This is a genomic window from Streptomyces beijiangensis (assembly GCF_017315755.1).
GTDB lineage: Bacteria > Actinomycetota > Actinomycetes > Streptomycetales > Streptomycetaceae > Streptomyces > Streptomyces beijiangensis.
On record NZ_JAFLRJ010000212.1, the window covers coordinates 1 to 18,204 of the forward strand.

The following is an 18,204-nucleotide window of genomic DNA, read 5'->3' on the forward strand; positions in this document are numbered from 1 at the left end:
CTGCGCGCGCAGGCCGAGCGGCAGAGGCTGTCGGAGAGACGGCTCGCGCTGTGCCTGGAGCGACTGGAGTGCCTCCTGCTGCTCCGCCGGTTCACCGAGACGATGGACGAGCTCTCCGCACTGTCCTCGTCCCATCCGCTCGACGAGTCGGTCGTGGAACTGCGGATGCGCGCTCTGTACGGCAGCGGGCGCCAGGCGGAGGCACTCACCGCGTACCAGGTCATGCGGCGCCACCTGCGGGACGAACTCGGCGCCGACCCCGGCGCCCAGCTCCGTCAGACGTACGAGGCGGTACTCCGCCAGGACGGTTCCCACCTGCTCCGCCCGGCCCCGGCACGCTCAGCCTCCGGGGCGCGGCGCCGTCGTACCGTCAATGACCTGCCGGGCCACAACGGCCGGCTCATCGGCCGGGACGCCGAGCTGGCCCGGCTCGTCGCGCCCTCCGCCGACACGTCCGTGTCGCTGGTCACCGTGGACGGCACCGCCGGGGTGGGCAAGACCGCGCTCGTCGTCCGCGCGGCCCATGAGCTGAGCGCCCACTACCCGGACGGCTGCCTGTACGTGGACCTGTACGCGCACAGCACGCAGCAGCGGCAGGCGCCGGAGCGCGTACTGCAGCGTCTGCTGCGCTCGCTGGGCGCTGTCGAGGACGAACCGCCGGGTGACCTCGACGACCTCACCGCCGCCTGGCGCGCGGCCTCCAGCACCCTGCGCCTCCTCCTCGTCCTGGACGACGCCCTGGACGCCGACCAGATCCGCCCGCTCCTTCCTTCCGGGGCAGGGAGCAGAGTGCTGGTGGCCGGCCGGCGGCGGCTGGCCGAACTGGACGCCGACCTGCGGATCACCCTGGATCCCCTCGCGAGCGGCGACGGGGTGTCTCTCCTCACCCGCCTGGTCGGAGAGGACCGGACGAGCCGGGAACCGGACGCGACACGGCGCCTCGTCCAGCTGTGCGACGGGCTGCCGCTGGCGCTGCGCATCGCCGGTTCGCGGCTGCAGAGCCGCAGCACCTGGACGGTCGGCCACTTCGTGGGCCGGATGGCGGAGGACGGCCGCCGCCTCCGTGAGCTGAGCGTCGGGGACCGCACCTTGGAGGCGGCCCTTCTCCCCTCGTACGACCAGCTCACGCCGGAGCAGCAGCGTGGATTCCGCGCCCTGGGCCTGACGCCGACCGTCGAATTCGACGTGCTGACCGTGGCGGCCATGCTCCACCGGCCGGCCGGGGAGACCGATGACCTCCTGGAAGGTCTGGTCGACACGAGCCTGCTGCAACAGCCACGCACGGCGCGCTACCGGCTTCACGATCTCGTACGCGTCCTGGCCCGGCGCCTCGCCGAGGAGAGCCCGGGCGAAAGTGCGGAAGCGCGCAGGGCCGCGCTCCACGTCTGCCTCGATGCCGCCCGCACGACCAGCGACTGGGAACCGAGCGGGTTCCCCACCGGCCCGGGGCCCGATCCCACCCGGTTCACCGGCCAGCTCGACGCGGAACGCTGGCTGGACGCCGTCGGCGGCGAACTCGTCGATGTCGTCGGCCACGCCGCCGCACACGGAGAGGCCGACCTCGCCTGCTGGATCGCCGAGGCACTGTGCGACTACTTCGTACGACAGGGCCGCTACGACGAATCCCGGGCAGTGCTGGAGACGGCACTCGCCCATGCGGACCGTGCCACCGACGGACGCATGGCCGCCGCCCTTCGCAACTGCCTCGGCTACACCGGCACACATCAACGCCGCTACCGGCAGGCACGCGTCTGGCACAGCGAAGCACTGCACCTCAGCCGCGAACGTCATGAACCCCACGAGGAGGCCCGGGCTCTCACCGGACTCGGGGCCGTGGCCGTGAGTCTGGGCGAGGGCGAGCAGGCCTGCACCAGTCTCATCGAGGCGGTCGCCCTGTCCAAGCGGCTCAACAGTTCCTGGGTCACCTCGATCGCCCTCGTCACGCTCGGCCGCGCCTACTACTTGGGCCGGCGGAACGACGAGGCCCTGGACTGCTTCACCGAAGCCCACACCTACGCCGACTCCGGCAGCGGATCGCGCCTGCGCGGGCTCGCCCTGAGCTGCGGGGCGGACGTCCGGCTGCGTCTCGGTCACCTCGCCGCGGCCGAGCGTGACCTCCGTACGGCGATCGACCTCGGCCTGCAGGCCAGGGACGCCTTCCTCTGCGCGCGCAGCCTGACCCGCCTCGCCACGGTCCACCAGCTCAGGGGCGACACCGGCACCGCGGTCGGCCTCCATCAGCACGCCCTGCAGCAGCACCAGTTGCTCTCGCCGCTGACCGAACCGGGCTACAACTGGCTGGAGATGGACATCCGCAGCCGCCTGGCCCGCACGTATCTCGCGGCAGGACAGGTCCAGGCCGCGAGCGAGCAGTTCCAGGCCGTCCTCAACGTGCCCCGGACCGGTCCGGCTCCGCCTCCGGTCAGCCCTCGTCCGGCGTGAGCCGCAGCGAGATGGAGTTGATGCAGTACCGCTGGTCCGTCGGGGTGGCGTACCCCTCGCCCTCGAAGACGTGGCCCAGGTGCGATCCGCACCGCGCGCACCGCACCTCGGTGCGGACCATGCCGTGGGTGTTGTCCTGGATCAGCTCGACGGCCTCGGTGTCCTTCGGGTCGTAGAAGGACGGCCAGCCGCAGTGCGAGTCGAACTTGGTGTCCGAGCGGAAGAGCTCGGCGTCACACGCCCGGCAGGAGTAGACGCCGGTCGTCTTGGTGTCGGTGTACTCACCGACGAAGGCGGGCTCCGTGCCGCCCTTGCGCAGCACGGTGTACTCCGCCGGGTTGAGCTCCGTGCGCCACTGCTCGTCGGGCTTGTCGATCTCGTACGACATGGTGTGGGTCTCCTCAGTTCGCAAGGCGGGCGAGGATGGCAGGACCGAGGTCCGTGACGTCGCCCGCGCCCATGGTGAGAACGAGGTCACCCGGCTTCGCCATTCCCGCGATGACGTCCGGGATCTCCGCCTGGTCGTGTACGGCGGTGACGTCCGCGCCCGCCGCCTTGGCCGCGTCGACGATCAGGCTGCTGGTGATCCCGGGGATCGGGTCCTCGCGGGCCGGGTAGATGTCGAGGACCACCGAGGCGTCCGCGAGGGCCAGGGCCTGGCCCATCTCGGTGCCGAGCTCCTGGGTGCGGGAGAAGAGGTGGGGCTGGAAGACCACCAGGAGGCGTGCCTCGGAGGCCGCGCCGCGCATGGCCGCCAGGTCGGCGGTCATCTCGGTGGGGTGGTGGGCGTACGAGTCGATGACCTGGACGCCGGCCTCCTCGCCCTTGAGCTGGAGGCGGCGCTTGACGCCGGTGTACTTGCCGAGCGCGGAGGCCAGATTGTGCGCGGGCAGGCCGAGCGCGACGCCGGCCGCGAGCGCGGCGACCGCGTTGTGGGCGTAGTGGCTGCCGGGGACCGAGACGGTGAAGGTGAGGTACTTGCCGCCGAGGACGACGGTCACCTCGCTGCTCAGGCCGCGCGGGGTGATCTTGTGGACGCGTACGTCGGCCGCGGGGGCGTCCCCGTACGTGACGACCTTGAGGGTGGAGAGATCGCGGACCCGGCTCGTCAGCTCGACCGCGCCCGGCTGGTCGGCTGTGATCACCAGGGTGCCGCCGGGGACGACCTTGCCGACGAAGGTCTCGAAGGAGTCGTAGATCTCGTCCATCGAGGCGTAGTTGGCGTGGTGGTCGAGCTCGACGTTGAGGACGATGGCGACCTCGGGGTCGTACTTCTGGAAGCTGCGGTCGCTCTCGTCCGCCTCGGCGACGAAGATGTCCCCTCCGCCGTGCCGTGCGTTGGTACCGGGACCCGCCAGGTCGCCGCCGATCGCATACGAGGGGTCGAGGGCCAGCTCGGTCAGGGCGACGGCCAGCATCGAGGTGGTCGTCGTCTTGCCGTGGGTGCCGGCCACCGCGATCGAGCGCAGCCCCGTCATCAGGGAGGCGAGCGCGTCGGAGCGGTGGACCACCGGGATGCCGAGTTCGGCGGCGCGCACCAGCTCCGGGTTGTCGGCGCGGATCGCGCTCGAGACGACGACCGAGGTGGCGTCGGCGGCCAGGTTCGCCGCGTCGTGCCCGATGTGCACTGCCGCGCCCAGCGCGCGCAGCGCATCGGCCGTCCCCGACTCGCGGGCGTCGCTGCCCGCCACCTTGGCCCCGCGCTGGGCGAGGATCTTCGCGATGCCCGACATTCCGGCGCCGCCGATGCCGATGAAGTGCGGTCGGTCCATGGCGGTCAGGCTCCGCTGCGCTCCGCCTTCGCTCTCTGAAAGGCCTTCGGATGCGAAGCTACCGGATGTCATGCGTTTGCTCCCCAAGGTGTACGTGAAGGAGCGCCCAGCCTATTCGCTGTGCGCGAAGAGCTTGAGCACCGGTACGCCGACCTTGTGGCGGGCGCGCGAGGCCCAGTCCCGGTGGAAGAACTCCTCGACGTAGTGCGGCTCGGTCAGCACGATGACCTCGTCGGCCCCCACATCGGTGACGACCGACGTCAGCAGGTCCAGCGGGTGGTTCTCGACGACCTGCCCCACCGCCTCGCTTCCCGCGTCCCGCAGTGCCGCCAGTGAGTGCTGCAGCGCCTCCTCCGCGGGGAGCCTGGCGTCCTGCCCCTCGGGCTCCTCGCCCTCCCGCGCGGCCTCGTCCAGTTCGCCCATGGCCACATCGTCGATGGCTCGCAGCAGTACGTCCGCCTGGTCGCCCCGCGGCTGCATCAGCACCACGAAGGAGACCTGCTCGTCGCCGTGGAGTGTGGTGACGAACTCCACGTCGTCGGAGGTCAGGGGCTTCTCGATCATCAATACGCTCGTGAACACCGCTGGAGCCCTTCTGCTGAAACCATCCTTCCCCGTGCCGGCACGGGGTCTCGATAGGTAAGTGTGCCCATCCGGAGCGAACCGGAACGGCAAATTCCGCTGATTGTCAGACACGACGGTATCGGCTGTAGAGGAACCCGGCCTCTTCCAGCAGCGAGACCAAGGAGAACCGTTCCGGCACCGCAAGGGCGGGGCCGCCGGCGATCCGCTGCGCGTCACCCGACGTGAGCGTCGGCGAGAGGGTGAGACAGAGCTCGTCGAGCACCCCGGCCAGCACGAACTGGCCGAGCATCCGGGGGCCGCCCTCGGTCAGCAGCCGCAGATGGCCGCGCTCGCCCAGCTCCCGCAGGGCCCGGCCCGGATCCACGCCGGCCCCGTCGCCCGCGATCACGACCTCCACGCCGGCCTTCTCGGCCGCCCTGACGCGGTCCCGCGGCGCCGAAGCGCCCGTCAGCACCAGGGTCGGGACGAGGGGCGCGGCAAAAAGCGGAAGATCGAAGTCCAGCTCCAGGCTCGCGCTCACCACGGCGATCGCGGGCGCCTTCCCCTGTCCGGCCGCCGCCCTGCGCGCGGCGAAGGCCTCACGGGCGCGGGCCGGGCGGTACCCCTCAAGGCGAACCGTTTCCGCACCGACCACCACCGCATCGGCGAGCGCCCGCAGCGTGCCGAAGATCCGCATGTCCGTGGGCGAGGAGATCGGCTGGGAGCGGCCGTCGTGCTGGGCCGCGCCGTCCAGCGAGGACACCATGTTGGCCCGCAGCCAGGGGACGCCCTCCGCCGGAGCGGCCTCTCCCGCCGCCTCCCCCGGAGAAGCCTCCGGATAGGCGTAGGCCTCGGCCAGTTCGTCCAGGCTCCACTCGCGGTCGTCCGCGGGCGCTGGGGCTGTCGGGTCGGTCACAGGGAGCAGGCGTCGCATGGAGGGCAGTGTGGCACGGCGCATAGAGTGAGGAACTGTGTCGTCGTCCATAGCCGAAGTGGTCCCCCAGTCCCTGTGCGCCCTCGAGCCGCGCGTCCCCGCCGACCGTCTGGTCGCGGAGATGGTGCCGCCGCCGCGCTTCGACTCGGTGCGCTTCGATACGTACAACCCCGACCCCCACCAGCCCAGCCAGACCGAGGCGGTCACCGTCCTCAGCGCCTTCGCCGCCGGTCTCGGCGGCGGCGCCACGGCCACCGGCGCCGGAAAGAAGCGCTGGTTCGGCGGTACGAGGAAGCCCGCGGCGCCCAACGGACCGCGCGGCGTCTACCTCGACGGCGGGTACGGCGTCGGCAAGACCCATCTCCTCGCCTCGCTCTGGCACGCCACCCCGGCCCCCCGCGAGCTCAAGGCCTTCGGCACCTTCGTCGAGCTGACGAACCTGGTCGGCGCACTCGGCTTCCAGCAGACGGTCCAGACCCTCAGCAACCACAGGCTGCTCTGCATCGACGAGTTCGAGCTCGACGACCCCGGCGACACCGTCCTGGTCTCCTCCCTGCTGCGCAGGCTGGTCGAGGCGGGCGTCGCGCTCGCCGCGACATCGAACACCCTGCCCGGCAAGCTCGGCGAGGGCCGCTTCGCCTCCGCCGACTTCCTCCGCGAGATCCAGGGGCTCTCCGCCCACTTCCGCCCGCTGCGGATCGACGGCGACGACTACCGCCACCGGGGACTGCCCGAGGCCCCGGCGCCGTACTCGGACGAGCAGGTCACCAAGGCGGCGTACGCCACGCAGGGCGCGTCCCTCGACGACTTCCCCGCTCTGCTCGCCCATCTGGCCCGCATCCACCCGAGCCGTTACGGCGCCCTCACCGAGGCCGTCACCGCGGTCTGCCTCACCGATGTGGCGCCGGTGCCCGACCAGTCCACGGCGCTGCGCCTCGTCGTCCTCGCGGACCGCCTCTACGACCGGGAGATACCGGTGCTCGCCTCCGGCCTCCCCTTCGACCGGCTGTTCAGCGAAGAGATGCTGAACGGCGGGTACCGCAAGAAGTACTTCCGGGCGATCTCCCGTCTCACGGCGCTGGCACGCGACGCGAAGGACCTGGTGTCCCAGTAGATTTGGGCCCACCAGTCAACAGATAGGGATTCATCATGGCCACCACGCGTCAGGCACACACGGTCTGGGACGGCACGCTGCTCGAGGGTTCGGGTGTCGTCACCTTCGACTCCTCCGGCATCGGCGAGTACCCGGTCTCCTGGCCCGCCCGCGCCGAGCAGGCCAACGGCAAGACCAGCCCGGAGGAGCTCATCGCGGCCGCTCACTCCAGCTGCTTCTCGATGGCGCTCTCCAACGGTCTGACCAAGGCCGGCAACCCGCCGACCCAGCTGACCACCCAGGCCGACGTCACCTTCCAGCCGGGCACCGGCATCACCGGCATCCACATCACGGTCGAGGGCCAGGTCCCCGGCCTCGACGCGGACGGCTTCCAGGCCGCCGCCGAGGACGCCAAGGCCAACTGCCCGGTGAGCCAGGCCCTTTCGGGTACGACGATCACGCTCACCGCGAAGCTCGCCTGACCCACAGCTCCACCGGGGCGGCGTGGCCCGCATGGTTCACGTGCCAGTGCGCACGTGCTAGACACATGCGGGTCACGCACCACCTGTCCGCCAACAGGGAGCTGCCCCATGACCGATGCATCGCGACGTCAACTCCTGGCCCGTACCGGCGCCCTCGGCGCCGGTATCGCCTTTACCGGGACCGTCTCGGCCCTCTTCGAAGGTACGGCGGCCGCGCAGCCCAGCGGCAGATCCGGCTACGGCCCGCTCGTCCCCGACCCGGCCGGTCTGCTCGACCTCCCTGCGGGATTCCGCTACAAGGTCCTCTCCCGCGAGGGCGACCAGCTCCGCTCGGGCGAGGGCATCGTCCCTTCCAACCACGACGGCATGGCCGCCCTGCCCGGCCGCCGGGGCCGCACATATCTGGTCCGTAACCACGAGAACCGCGTCACCGCCAAGCACCGGGTGCCGGCGATCGCGGGGATCACGTACGACCCGAACGGCCTGGGCGGCTGTACGGCGCTGGAGCTGGACGGCCGCAACAATGTGCTGTCCGAGCGGGTCGCCATCGCCGGTACGGCCGTCAACTGCGCGGGCGGTCCCACCCCTTGGCACACCTGGCTGACCTGCGAGGAGACCGAGGACACGGCCGGCACCAACGGCTACACCAAGGACCACGGCTTCATCTTCGAGACCGACCCCGCCGATCCGCGGCGCACCGGCGCAGTCCCGCTCACCGCGATGGGCCGCTTCGCGCACGAGGCGATCGCGATCGACCCGGACCACGGCACGGTGTACGAGACCGAGGACGCCTTCATCAAGCCCTTCGGGCTCTTCTACCGCTTCCACCCGAACAAGCCGCTGGGCGGCGTCGGTTCGCTGCGCGCGGGCGGCGCGCTGGAGGCGATGCGGGTACCGGGGGTGCCCGACCTGTCCGCCGTGCAGGAGACGGGGACACGCTTCGAGGGCGTCGAGTGGGTGCCCGTACCTGACCCGCTCGCCCGGCAGACCCCCATCCGGCTGCAGGACTTCGGGCCGAAGGGCATCACCCACGCGCAGAAGCTGGAGGGCTGCTACTGGGGCGGCTCCTGCGTGTACTTCGTCTCCAGCTTCGCCATCTCGAAGGACGGCGCGGCGGCCGACCACTTCGGCCAGGTCTGGAAGTACGAGCCGAGGAAGCGGCGCCTCACCCTGGTCGTGGTCTTCGGGCCCAGTACGGACGTGCAGCTGCCAGGCGAGTCCCCCGACAACATCACCCTCGCCCCTGGCGGCGGGCTGATGGTCTGCGAGGACGGCGAAGGGGCCCAGCACGTCTTCGGCCTGGACCGGAAGGGGAAGGTCTATCCGATGGCCAGGGGCAGGCAGAACATCGGCACCGCCGAGGAGCCGGCGTGGGGCGAGTTCGCCGGGGTCACCTTCGCCCCGGACGGCCGGACCATGTTCGTGAACTGCTACACCCCTGGCACGACCTTCGCCGTCACCGGACCATGGTGTTAACCGTCGGCTGAAAGGGATGTGCAGTGGCCAAGAAGGGTTCCAAAAAACAGGCCCCGAAGAAGGCGCCCGCCCTGCGCGAGCTGCTGCGCATCCCGCCGGGCGGGGAGGTCGATCTCTCCTCGTACGATCCGGAGGCCCTCCCCGCGGGCCCGAAGAAGAAGGCCGACGGGCTGGCGGAGACCACCCTGATGGGTGAACGGCTCGCCGATCTCCAGGAGCGGCTGTACGCGGCCTCCACCGGCGGCGACCGGCGGCGCGTGCTGCTGGTGCTCCAGGGCATGGACACCAGCGGCAAGGGCGGTGTCGTCAAGCACGTCATCGGGCTCTTCAATCCGTCGGGCTGCCGGATCAGGGCCTTCAAGAAGCCGACGCCCGAGGAGCTCAACCACCCGTTCCTCTGGCGGATCGTCAAGGCGCTTCCGGAGCCGGGCGAGATCGGTATCTTCGACCGCTCGCACTACGAGGACGTCCTGATCGCCCGGGTGCGCGAGCTGGTTCCGCGCAGCCAACTGGGGCGCAGATACGGGCAGATCAACCGTTTCGAGCAGTCCCTCGCCGAGGACGGTGTGACGGTGGTCAAGATCTTCCTGCACATCAGCGCCGAGCAGCAGCAGCGACGGCTCCTTGAGCGGCTCGACAACCCGGACAAGCACTGGAAGTTCAATCCTGGCGACATCGAGGAGCGCGCCCTGTGGCCCGCCTACCAGGAGTCGTACGAGATCGCCCTGGAGCGGTGCTCCACGGACGCCGCGCCGTGGTTCCTGGTGCCTTCGGACCGCAAGTGGTACCGGAACTGGGCGATCAGCAAGCTGCTCCTGGAACACCTTGAGGCGCTCGATCCGCAGTACCCGAAGGCGGACTTCGACGTCGACGAGTCCCGGAAGCGGCTGCTGGCCGGGTAGCCCCGGCCAGCAGCCACAGCAGACACAGCAGACACAGCAGGCACGCTCAGTAGCGCAGGTCGGCCGCGATGCGGTCGTGGGCGGCGAGGGCGTCGTCGGGGAGGAAGACGACCTCGGCCCCGCTGTCCAGGGCCGCCTCGACCAGTTCGTCGACGATGTCCTCGCGGACCTCGTGGCCCGCGGACTTCTCGTCCCCGGGGCCGACGGGCGCGAGGTGGCCGTCCTGGAGCCGGACCGTCTGCTGGTAGTTATCCTCGACGGCGACCAGCGCGGCCCGGCCTTCGCGTACCGCCTCCCACACCTCGTCGAGACCGGCGGCGAAGGTACGCCGCCCGCGTGCCTCGTCGAGCCGCTTGGCGACGCGTTCGGCCGATGCCCGCTCGAACTCCTCGACGGTCGGCCGCAGTTGGGTGTGCAGCTCCTGGGCAGGGCCGTTGGTGAACCCGCCCTTGAGCAGCTTGCCCGCGGCCGTACGGGCGACGCTGCCCGCCTCTTCGAGGCCGCCGACGGCCGGGGCCAGGCCGACCAGGTACAGAGGGCGCGGATGCGCGGCGAGCACGGCGGCCAGCGCGGCGTCGACGCCGCGCAGATACTGCCGGGTCGTCTCGTCCCTGAAGGTGCTGGGGGTGTCGCCCTGGCGCTCCTCGCGCTGCGGGTCCGTCTGGATCTCCTCGGGCTCCTGGGGGAAGCCGTCGGCGGTGTGCTCGCGCAGGGCCTCGACCGATCCGTCCCAGAGTGTGGCGCGGTCGGCCGCGACGGCCAGCACCCAGTACGGCCTGGCCTGTGCCTTCGCCGCGACCAGGTTGCGGGTGAGATAGGTGTCGCTGAGCACGATGCGCTCGGGCACCGTACGCGGCAGCGACCAGAGTTGGTGCTCGCCGGGGCGTACGAAGATCACCAGCCCGTCCTGGGCATGCCGCAGGTCCAGGTCCGAGACGGCGCGGTCCAGCTGCTCCTTGAGATCGATCCGCACCTTCCGCGGTACGTCCTCGTCGGCCTCCAGGCGGTGCACGGCCTCCGCCACCAGATTGCGCAGCCGCACGCCGTCCTGTGCGTTGTCGGGCTCGCGCCGGTGGGTGGGCATGCTCAGCGACACGACCGGATAGGGCTGGGGCGCACGCAGTTCCTGCAGCAGCGCGGACGTCAAGGCGTGGGTTTCCATGGCTCCCTCTCGGGGTTGGTGCCGGGGCCACCAGCAGTGCGACATATGAGATCAAATGCCGCAATTATGACAATACCGTAGCCCGTGAGACCCGGTTTCTGCCTGCCGTTCGGATACGTTCCGTGCGTGATCACACTCGCCCGACGGCTGACGGCCGTCGCTGCCCTCGGTGCTGCCCTCACCGCCTGCGGATCCGCAGGCCCACAGCTCCGCGCCGACAAACCGGCGCCGGTCAGAGCCACGTCGGTCTCCCCCGCGCCGCCCCGGCCTTCCCCCTCCCCTGCTCCCACCGCGGCAGCAGCGAAGAAGAAGCCGCCGCGACTGGCACCGGGGCCCGGCGGACTGACCCCGGTCTTCTCGCACGGCTCCCGCGCCGGGGGCAAGGTCGTCGCGCTGACCTTCGACGCCGACATGACCGCGAGCGAGGGCCCGCGGGCGGCCGGCGGCGAGCACTTCGACAACCCCCGGCTCATCGCCGACCTGCGGCGGCTGAAGGTTCCCGCCACGATCTTCATGACGGGCCGCTGGGCCGACGAGTACCCCGGGGAGGCGCGCTCGATCGGGGCCGACCCGCTCTTCGAGGTCGCCAACCACTCCTACAGCCACTACGCCTACAAATCCCCCTGCTACGGACTCCCCGAGCTCGGCGCCCATGAGATGCGGTCCGACGCCGCACGGGCGACCGCGGCCTTCCGCAGGGCGGGGGTCAGCCACACGGTCCCGTACTTCCGCTTCCCCGGCGGCTGTTACGACGACGCGGCCCTGCACGCCCTGGCACCGCTGGGCATGACAGCGGTCCAGTGGGACGTGGTCAGCGGCGACCCGTTCGCCCAGGACTCGGACGCGGTGGCGGAGCAGGTGCTTTCGGGGGTGCGGCCCGGCTCGCTGGTGGTCATGCACTGCACCGAGAGCGCCGCTCCCGCCACCGACGCGGCGGTACGGCGGATCGTGCCCGAGCTGCGCGCCCGCGGCTACCGGTTCGTCAAGGTCTCGGACCTGATGGGCACCGCCTAGGACCTAGCCGGAACAGGCCGTGCGCTCGGCTTCCTGCCACTCGCAGACGGGGCAGAGCGTGCTGCCGCGGGTCGACTCCGGATACTCGGTCGGCTTGCGGCACAGCACGCACTCGGCCATCGCCACCGCTTCCGCTTCTGTCTCCTTCATACGTACGAGACTAGTCAGCCGTGCCGGGAGGCGAGGCGGCAGACCACCGCCGTCGCCGCGGCCACGATCGCCGCCGATGCGGTCAGGGACAGCAACGGCAGATGTACGGTGCCGGTCTGCGAGCCGGTGACCAGGCCGTACACCGCGCTGTGGGCGGGCGATCCGCTCGCCACCAGGGCCAGCAGCGACGCCAGCGCGGTGGCCGTGACCGACCAGCCGGTGGAGCGCAGCACCGGCCAGGTCAGCAGTGCGCCCAGCGCGGCTCCGACGAGGGCGCACACCAGCGCGGCGAGGAGTCCCGCGGTGGCCGCGGGAAGGCGCGGGACAGCGATCTGGTGGTCGGTACTGGTGGCGTCGCTCATCGCGGTGATCACCGCGGTCCCCGCCACCGCGAGCACCGCCGCACACCCCGACGCCGCGCCCAGGCAGGAGAGATGGACCCGGGCGGGGCTCGTCGCCGCCGCCGTGCAGTGCCGGGCGGCCGGGGGTTCCTGGGTGGCGCAGATACGGACCAGCCAGGCGGTGACCGGGAGGAGGGCCGCGGCCGCGACACCGAGCGAGTCGAGCACCGGGTCGCCCCCCTGGGCGCCGGCCGCGAGGAAGATCCCGTACAGCAGGACCGGCGGGAGCCAGCGCTGGGAGCGCAGGAGGAGTGCCGTCTGGTAGCGGAGGAGCGCGGTCATCGGTCCTCGGGGACAAGGTGGGCCACGCCGCGGATGTGCCAGGGCGGGCGGCTGGTGAGCAGGGCTCTGAGCAGGGCGTCGGAGTGGACGGCCGCGACGGTCAGGGTGGTGGAGTCAAGGCCGGTCTCGCGCCCGGGGGCCCCGGGCAGGTGTGCGGGGAGTACGGCTCCGGGCGGGCCCGCGGCCTCGATGCGCACCCGGGGTCCGCTCTCCTCCCGTACGGCCTCGACCGCCACGAGTGCCGTGCCCTCCACCCGGTGCACCTCGCCGACGGCGTCCGCGAGGCGGCGCGGGTCGTGGTCGACGAAGACCGCGGTGGCGCCGGCCGCGACGCGCTCGGCGACCGCACCGTCGAGGGTGGCGCGGGCGGCGGTGTCCAGGCCGGTCCAGGCCTCGTCCAGGATCAGCAACTCGGGTGCGGCCAGCAGGGCCTGGGCCACGGCGATCTTCTGGCTGGTGCCCTTGGAGAGGCGGGTGAGCGGCGTACGGGCGTACTCCGTGATCCCGAACCGTTCGAGCCATTCGGTGGCCGCGGACTGTGCGGCGGCCCTGCCGAGGCCGTGGATCCGGCCGAGGTGGAGCAGATAGCCGGTCGCGGTGAAGGGCAGCGCGGCCGGGAATCGTTCGGGGACGTACGCGGTGCGCGGGCGGCCCGTGAGGGATCCCTCGGTCGGGGTGTCGATCCCGGCGAGCAGCCGCAGCAGGGTGGACTTCCCGCTGCCGTTGACGCCCTCGACGCGTACGACGGTGTGCGGGGGCAGATCGAGATCCACCCCGCGCAGCACCCAGGGCCCGCCGAGACCGTAGCGACGGCCGACTCCTCGTAGTTTCAGTGCTGTTGGGCCTTCTGCGGGGTGGCCTCGCTCGGCCGTACGATCACGAATCCCTCACCCTGGAGCATCAGCTGGACCGCTTCGCCGGAGCCGCCGCGGATCATCGAGCCGACGGACTGCGAGCGGTGCAGGGAGGTGTTGAGGTGGGCACTCCAGCCGACCACCGCGTCCGTGTCGACGTACACCGGGGACTGCGGCGAGACGGGGATGACGATGGGGTTGCCCTCGCAGATCAGGCCGAGCTTGCCGTGGCCCGTGAAGACGCTGTTGAAGAGCCCGCCGCCGGCTATGCCGGAGCCCTTCACGGTCTTGATCTCGTAGGAGAGGGTGGAGTCGAAGCACAGCACGTTGCGGCCGTTGATGGTGAGGGCGTCGCCCTGCTCGATGTCGACGATGAAGCAGTTCGCGGCCTCCTGGGCGAACCAGGCCTCGCCCTGTCCGGTGACCGACATCAGCGGCAGGCCCTCACCGGTGACGGCGCGCTTGAGCATGCCGCCTATGCCCTGGCCCTTCCGCTCGAACTGGAGGCTCCCGCGGTAGGCGATCATCGAGCCCTGGCGGGCGAGCATGTCGCCGTTGATCGCGTACTTGATCGATTTGGCGTTCTGCAGGGTCATGCCGGGGGCGACGGCAGGCTGCGCCATGTTGTCGGTGGAGAAAAGATCGCTCTTCATGCGGAGCATCCTCGCCCGGAGGGACTGCCTCCGCCAAGAAGCTGCGCATGACGGACTGGCAAACTGGTGTGCGTGAGCAGCGATGACAGTCCTTTTGTGACGGAGCCGACAGCACGCGACGAGGCCCCGCAGTTCGTCCTCCCCCTCGTGGTCCACATCGAGAAGGCCGAACCACCCGCCCGTACGGACGCCCTGGAGACGGCGGCGCGGGCCGTGCTGGTGATCCTCTCCGACGAGCGGTCCCTGGGCGAGGGCGAGTGGGCGCAGACGATGCGGGACTGGCAGGACGCCCGGATCCGCAAGGTGGTGCGGCGGGCGCGCGGCGGGGAGTGGCGCAAGGCCTCCGCGCTGCCCGGGATCACGCTGACGGGCAAGGCCGCCGAGGTACGGGTCTTCCCGCCGGTGCCGCTGGACGGCTGGCCGAAGGAGCTGGCGAAGCTGCAGGTCAGCGGGACGGACCTGGACGATCCCGAGGAGCCTGCGGTGCCCGACCGCACCGCGCCGGTCCTCTGGATGAGCCCGGATGTCGAGATGTCGGCGGGCAAGGCGATGGCGCAGGCGGGGCACGCGGCGCAGCTGGCGTGGTGGGAGCTGACGGACGCGGAGCGCGAGGAGTGGCGTGCGGCGGGCTTTCCGCTGTCGGTGCGTACGGCCACGGCGGAGCGGTGGAAGGAGCTCACCGAAAGCGGTCTGCCGGTGGTCCAGGACGCGGGCTTCACGGAGATCGCACCGGGATCGTGCACGGTCGTCTCCGACCACCCGGCGCTGCGGAAGCCGTAATACCCGGCGGAACCTCAAATCAAGCTCTGAACGTCCCTCCTCCGGGGTTCACCTCCATGTGCGGGGGTCATGACCCCTGCATCACGGCACGGGTGTGAAGGAGGGGGAATCCATGCGGCATCACCTGGGTATCGGTATCGGCTGGCGTCCGGAGATCACGGAGACGGTGGAGGGGCTGCCCGGTATCGACTGGGTGGAGGTGGTCGCGGAGAACATCTGCCCCGGCCATCTCCCCGCCTCCCTGCAGCGGCTGCGCGACCGGGGCGTGACCATCGTTCCGCACGGGGTCTCGCTGGGCATCGGCGGCGCGGACCGCCCGGACCCGGGTCGCCTCGCGGACCTTGCCGCGCGGGCGGAGTTCCTGGGCGCGCCCCTGGTGACGGAGCACATCGCGTTCGTACGGGCGGGGGGCGCACTGACGGCCTCCCCCGCGCTGGAGGCCGGGCATCTGCTCCCGGTGCCGCGTACCTGGGACGCGCTCGACATCCTCTGCGAGAACGTCCGCATCGCCCAGGACTCCCTGCCCGTACCCCTCGCCCTGGAGAACATCGCCGCGCTCATCGCCTGGCCGGACGAGGAGCTCACGGAGGGGCAGTTCCTGGCGGAGCTCGTGGCGCGCACGGGGGTGCGGCTGCTGATCGACGTGGCCAACCTCCACACCAACCACGTGAACAGGGGCGAGGACCCCGTGAAGGCCCTGGCCGAACTCCCCCTGGAAGCCATCTCCTACGTCCATGTGGCGGGCGGCGTGGAGAAGGACGGCGTCTGGCACGACACCCACGCCCACCCGGTCACCGAGCCGGTCCTGAACATCCTGGCGGAACTCCGCTCCCGGGTGGACCCGCCGGGGGTACTTCTGGAACGGGACGACGACTTCCCGCCGGCGGCCGAGCTCGGCGCCGAACTGACCGCGATACGCGAGGTGCTCGACGTACGGGACCCGGCCCCTCGGGCAGCCCCCCAGGAGGCCGGTCCCGCAACGCCGGACACCCGCCCGCAGGAGCGCCGCGCAGACGATGCCGCACAGCTGCGGGTCGGGCTCGCCCAGGCCTCGCTGCTTTCCGCGCTCGTCGCGGGCACACCCGCCCCCCAGGGGTTCGACTCCTGCCGGCTCCGCGTGCAGAGCCACGCCCTCGCCGCCAAGCGCGCCGATGTGGTCGCGAAGGTCGCGCCCGAGCTGCCGGGGATACTCGGCGGCGGATACCGGGCCGCCTTCCTCTCGTACGCCAAGTCCCGCCCGATGTCCGGCGGTTACCGCCGTGACGCCATGGACTTCGCCGAGCATCTGCTCATCGCGGGGCAGCCGGCCGACCCGGCCGCCCGGCAGGAGCTCACCCGGTGGTGGCAGGACAGGGCCGCCCCGCGGCCGCCGACCCGCAGGATCCGTTTCGTACGGGCGGCCCGTGCCGCCCTGGTGGGGAGGTGATCCCGTGAACGCTCTCTTGCTCCTCTGCTACTTGGTGATCGGCGTCTCGTCCGCCGGCCTGATCGCCACGACCGTCCGCGCCCGCGGGCACGCCTCCGGCGCCTCTGTCCATGACCTCATGGAGGTCGCCTTCCTGTCGGGCGGGCCCGCCCGCGTCACCGACACCGCGCTCGCGGGCATGTCCGAGGACGGCCGGATCACGGTGGGCGGCCCGGGCATCGTCGCCGTACAGCGCCCCGTCGCACAGGAGCCCGTCGAGCGCGCCGTGCTGGCGGCGCTCGCCGAGGCTCCCAGCGGGGCACTGCACCTGCTGCGCAATGAGGTGATGCGCAGCCCCGCCGTGCAGGAGATCGGCGACGGGCTCGCGGCGCGCGGACTGATGGTGGAGCCGCGCGCACGGCGGAAGCCGGCAGTGTGGGGTATCGCCCAGTTCGCCGGCTGCGCCATCGGGTTGCCGCTGTCCATCTTCGCGACGGTCCTCGAATTCAACGCGGTCGGCGTCGGCGAGTCCCCGTTCCCCTTCGTCGCCAAGGTGCTGCCCGCCCTGGTCGGCGGAATGCTCACCGGCGTGGTGTGCTCGGCGGTCTCCGGACGCCGAGTGACCGGCTCGGGCAAGGCGGCCCTGGCGGCGTACCGCGCCGCGTACGCACAGCATCCGGCCGCCGCCGTGCGCGTCGCGCTGCACGGGCTGCGGGCGCTGCCCGATCCCCTGCTGCAGGCGCAGCTGTTCGCGGCTGCGCGGCTGGGGGTCGGGCGGGGCACCACCCGGCCGTCGTCCTCCTCGTCCTCGCACTTCGACCCGCATACCTCCGCATCGGCCACCCCGGCAGTGGTGTGGTGCGGGAGTTCGACCCCGGGCGGGTCCAGCTGCGGCAGCAGCGGTGGTGGTGGTGGTTCCAGTTGCGGCGGATCGTCCGGTTCCAGCTGCGGAGGCGGCAGCGGCAGCAGTTGCGGCGGCAGCTCCGGATCAAGTTGCGGAGGCAGTTCGGGCTCGAGCTGCGGGTCGAGTTCCGGTTCCAGTTGCGGGAGCAGCAGCAGTTCTTAGCCCGCTCCTGCCTGCGATTTCACCGAACACCCCACAGGATCATCGAAACGCGCACTAACGTGCGGTGCCGCAACAGGAGGCACCATGCGTTCCATGACCGGTACCACGCTGGTCGTCGTCGCCCTCACGGCGACGATCAGCGCCCTGCTCTTTCCGATCTGGTCGTACGCGGACCGCTCGGGCACCGGCGTCGCCAACCTCAACGCCGGTACCGTGAACACCCGTTGGGGTCCGCTCTCGGCCGCAGACCGTGACTTCGTCGTGCGCGTCAGACTCGCCGGCCTCTGGGAGGGTCCGGCGGGGCAGCAGGCTGTCGAGCGCGCCCCCACGCCCGCCGTGAAGACCGCGGGGCAGCACCTCATCGACGGCCACGCCTTCCTCGACGCCCGGGTGCGCGAGGTCGCCGCCCAGCTCGGCATGGAGCTGCCGACCCAGCCCAACGCCCAGCAGCAGGGCTTCCTGAAGACGCTCACCGGGGACCGCGACCGGACGACGTACGAGAGGGACTTCGCCACCATCGTGCGCCAGGCACACGGCAAGGTCTTCTCGCTGGTCGCCCAGATCAGGGCCAACACCCGCAACTCCCTGGTCCGCGCCCTCGCGGACGACGCGAACACGACCGTCCTCGACCATATGCAGGTCCTTGAGGCCACCGGCTTCGTCGACTTCCAGTCGCTCGCCGTCTCCGCCGCGGCCACCTCGACCGCCAGCCCCACCGGGCCGCCGCCGCCCGTCCCCGGCAGCACCCCGCCCGCCGTGCCGCCCGTCACCT

General features: G+C 71.4%; 19 protein-coding genes. 10 read left to right on the forward strand and 9 right to left on the reverse strand.

Annotated features, from left to right (window positions below):
• On the forward strand, window positions 1-2,442 hold a 2,442-nt coding region (locus J0695_RS22340; RefSeq protein WP_206963912.1), incomplete at its 5' end, for an ATP-binding protein.
• Here J0695_RS22340 and msrB read toward each other — a convergent pair.
• From msrB to J0695_RS22360, 4 genes are all read right to left on the reverse strand, one after another.
• Entirely contained in the window at window positions 2,423-2,830 is a 408-nt protein-coding gene (msrB, locus tag J0695_RS22345) for a peptide-methionine (R)-S-oxide reductase MsrB (RefSeq protein WP_206963915.1), read from the reverse strand. The genes J0695_RS22340 and msrB overlap by 20 nt on opposite strands.
• Window positions 2,831-2,843: 13 nt before the next feature.
• Complete coding sequence (murC, locus tag J0695_RS22350) at window positions 2,844-4,214, reverse strand: UDP-N-acetylmuramate--L-alanine ligase (RefSeq protein WP_206963917.1); 1,371 nt, start codon at window positions 4,212-4,214, stop codon at window positions 2,844-2,846.
• 111 nt (window positions 4,215-4,325) lie between these two features.
• A complete protein-coding gene (locus tag J0695_RS22355; protein WP_206963918.1) occupies window positions 4,326-4,796 on the reverse strand; it encodes an indole-3-glycerol phosphate synthase in 471 nt (156 codons plus the stop codon).
• Window positions 4,797-4,902: 106 nt separating this feature from the next.
• Window positions 4,903-5,712 (reverse strand): pyrimidine reductase family protein, encoded by an 810-nt coding sequence (locus J0695_RS22360; RefSeq protein ID WP_206963920.1) that lies wholly within the window; start codon window positions 5,710-5,712, stop codon window positions 4,903-4,905.
• A 37-nt stretch (window positions 5,713-5,749) separates the two neighbouring features.
• Between J0695_RS22360 and zapE the strand changes: the two genes are divergently transcribed.
• The 4 genes from zapE to J0695_RS22380 all read left to right on the forward strand — a co-directional run bounded on the left by zapE (window position 5,750) and on the right by J0695_RS22380 (window position 9,665).
• Window positions 5,750-6,826, forward strand: a complete 1,077-nt coding sequence (gene zapE, locus J0695_RS22365; RefSeq protein WP_372445813.1) for a cell division protein ZapE — start codon at window positions 5,750-5,752, stop codon at window positions 6,824-6,826.
• A gap of 35 nt (window positions 6,827-6,861) precedes the next feature.
• Window positions 6,862-7,287, forward strand: a complete 426-nt coding sequence (locus J0695_RS22370; protein ID WP_206963921.1) for an OsmC family protein — start codon at window positions 6,862-6,864, stop codon at window positions 7,285-7,287.
• A 108-nt stretch (window positions 7,288-7,395) separates the two neighbouring features.
• Window positions 7,396-8,763, forward strand: a complete 1,368-nt coding sequence (locus tag J0695_RS22375; RefSeq protein WP_206963922.1) for an alkaline phosphatase PhoX — start codon at window positions 7,396-7,398, stop codon at window positions 8,761-8,763.
• Between the two features lie 23 nt (window positions 8,764-8,786).
• Window positions 8,787-9,665 carry a PPK2 family polyphosphate kinase gene (locus J0695_RS22380; RefSeq protein WP_206963924.1) on the forward strand — a complete coding sequence of 293 codons (879 nt, stop codon included), beginning with the start codon at window positions 8,787-8,789 and terminating at the stop codon, window positions 9,663-9,665.
• A gap of 46 nt (window positions 9,666-9,711) precedes the next feature.
• Here J0695_RS22380 and J0695_RS22385 read toward each other — a convergent pair whose 3' ends face one another.
• Window positions 9,712-10,827 carry a baeRF3 domain-containing protein gene (locus tag J0695_RS22385; protein ID WP_206963925.1) on the reverse strand — a complete coding sequence of 372 codons (1,116 nt, stop codon included), beginning with the start codon at window positions 10,825-10,827 and terminating at the stop codon, window positions 9,712-9,714.
• A 126-nt stretch (window positions 10,828-10,953) separates the two neighbouring features.
• Here J0695_RS22385 and J0695_RS22390 point away from each other — a divergent pair, with 126 nt between their 5' ends.
• Window positions 10,954-11,841, forward strand: coding sequence for a polysaccharide deacetylase family protein (locus J0695_RS22390; RefSeq protein WP_206963928.1), 888 nt, complete (start codon window positions 10,954-10,956; stop codon window positions 11,839-11,841).
• Between the two features lie 3 nt (window positions 11,842-11,844).
• Here J0695_RS22390 and J0695_RS22395 read toward each other — a convergent pair whose 3' ends face one another.
• The 4 genes from J0695_RS22395 to J0695_RS22410 are packed head-to-tail and all read right to left on the reverse strand — an operon-like array spanning window position 11,845 to window position 14,181.
• On the reverse strand, window positions 11,845-11,991 hold the full coding sequence (locus J0695_RS22395) for a hypothetical protein (RefSeq protein ID WP_206963929.1): 147 nt from the start codon (window positions 11,989-11,991) through the stop codon (window positions 11,845-11,847).
• 14 nt (window positions 11,992-12,005) lie between these two features.
• Complete coding sequence (locus tag J0695_RS22400) at window positions 12,006-12,674, reverse strand: ABC transporter (protein ID WP_206963931.1); 669 nt, start codon at window positions 12,672-12,674, stop codon at window positions 12,006-12,008.
• On the reverse strand, window positions 12,671-13,447 hold the full coding sequence (locus J0695_RS22405; protein WP_307798717.1) for an ATP-binding cassette domain-containing protein: 777 nt from the start codon (window positions 13,445-13,447) through the stop codon (window positions 12,671-12,673). Before J0695_RS22405 ends, J0695_RS22400 begins: the two co-directional genes overlap by 4 nt.
• A 56-nt stretch (window positions 13,448-13,503) precedes the next feature.
• Complete coding sequence (locus J0695_RS22410) at window positions 13,504-14,181, reverse strand: AIM24 family protein (RefSeq protein ID WP_206963932.1); 678 nt, start codon at window positions 14,179-14,181, stop codon at window positions 13,504-13,506.
• A gap of 96 nt (window positions 14,182-14,277) precedes the next feature.
• On the opposite strand from J0695_RS22410, the gene J0695_RS22415 reads away from it, so the two are divergent.
• The 4 genes from J0695_RS22415 to J0695_RS22430 form a co-directional block, all read left to right on the forward strand.
• Window positions 14,278-14,961: an aminoacyl-tRNA hydrolase gene (locus tag J0695_RS22415; protein ID WP_307798718.1), complete on the forward strand. Its 684-nt coding sequence runs from the start codon at window positions 14,278-14,280 to the stop codon at window positions 14,959-14,961.
• Window positions 14,962-15,073: 112 nt separating this feature from the next.
• Window positions 15,074-16,387: an MbnB/TglH/ChrH family RiPP precursor modification enzyme gene (locus tag J0695_RS22420; RefSeq protein ID WP_206963934.1), complete on the forward strand. Its 1,314-nt coding sequence runs from the start codon at window positions 15,074-15,076 to the stop codon at window positions 16,385-16,387.
• Between the two features lie 4 nt (window positions 16,388-16,391).
• Window positions 16,392-17,432 (forward strand): TIGR04222 domain-containing membrane protein, encoded by a 1,041-nt coding sequence (locus tag J0695_RS22425; protein WP_206963935.1) that lies wholly within the window; start codon window positions 16,392-16,394, stop codon window positions 17,430-17,432.
• 84 nt (window positions 17,433-17,516) lie between these two features.
• Window positions 17,517-18,204: DUF4142 domain-containing protein (locus J0695_RS22430; RefSeq protein WP_206963936.1), on the forward strand; the 688-nt coding region annotated here is incomplete at its 3' end.

Bases quoted from the DNA above. Each gene is read 5' to 3' on its own strand.
- J0695_RS22395 (WP_206963929.1), bottom strand. From the start codon at position 11,991: ATGAAGGAGACAGAAGCGGAAGCGGTGGCGATGGCCGAGTGCGTGCTG.
- J0695_RS22360 (WP_206963920.1), bottom strand. From the start codon at position 5,712: ATGCGACGCCTGCTCCCTGTGACCGACCCGACAGCCCCAGCGCCCGCG.
- msrB (WP_206963915.1), bottom strand. From the start codon at position 2,830: ATGTCGTACGAGATCGACAAGCCCGACGAGCAGTGGCGCACGGAGCTC.
- murC (WP_206963917.1), bottom strand. From the start codon at position 4,214: ATGGACCGACCGCACTTCATCGGCATCGGCGGCGCCGGAATGTCGGGC.
- J0695_RS22410 (WP_206963932.1), bottom strand. From the start codon at position 14,181: ATGAAGAGCGATCTTTTCTCCACCGACAACATGGCGCAGCCTGCCGTC.
- J0695_RS22385 (WP_206963925.1), bottom strand. From the start codon at position 10,827: ATGGAAACCCACGCCTTGACGTCCGCGCTGCTGCAGGAACTGCGTGCG.
- J0695_RS22420 (WP_206963934.1), top strand. From the start codon at position 15,074: ATGCGGCATCACCTGGGTATCGGTATCGGCTGGCGTCCGGAGATCACG.
- J0695_RS22370 (WP_206963921.1), top strand. From the start codon at position 6,862: ATGGCCACCACGCGTCAGGCACACACGGTCTGGGACGGCACGCTGCTC.
- J0695_RS22400 (WP_206963931.1), bottom strand. From the start codon at position 12,674: ATGACCGCGCTCCTCCGCTACCAGACGGCACTCCTCCTGCGCTCCCAG.
- J0695_RS22375 (WP_206963922.1), top strand. From the start codon at position 7,396: ATGACCGATGCATCGCGACGTCAACTCCTGGCCCGTACCGGCGCCCTC.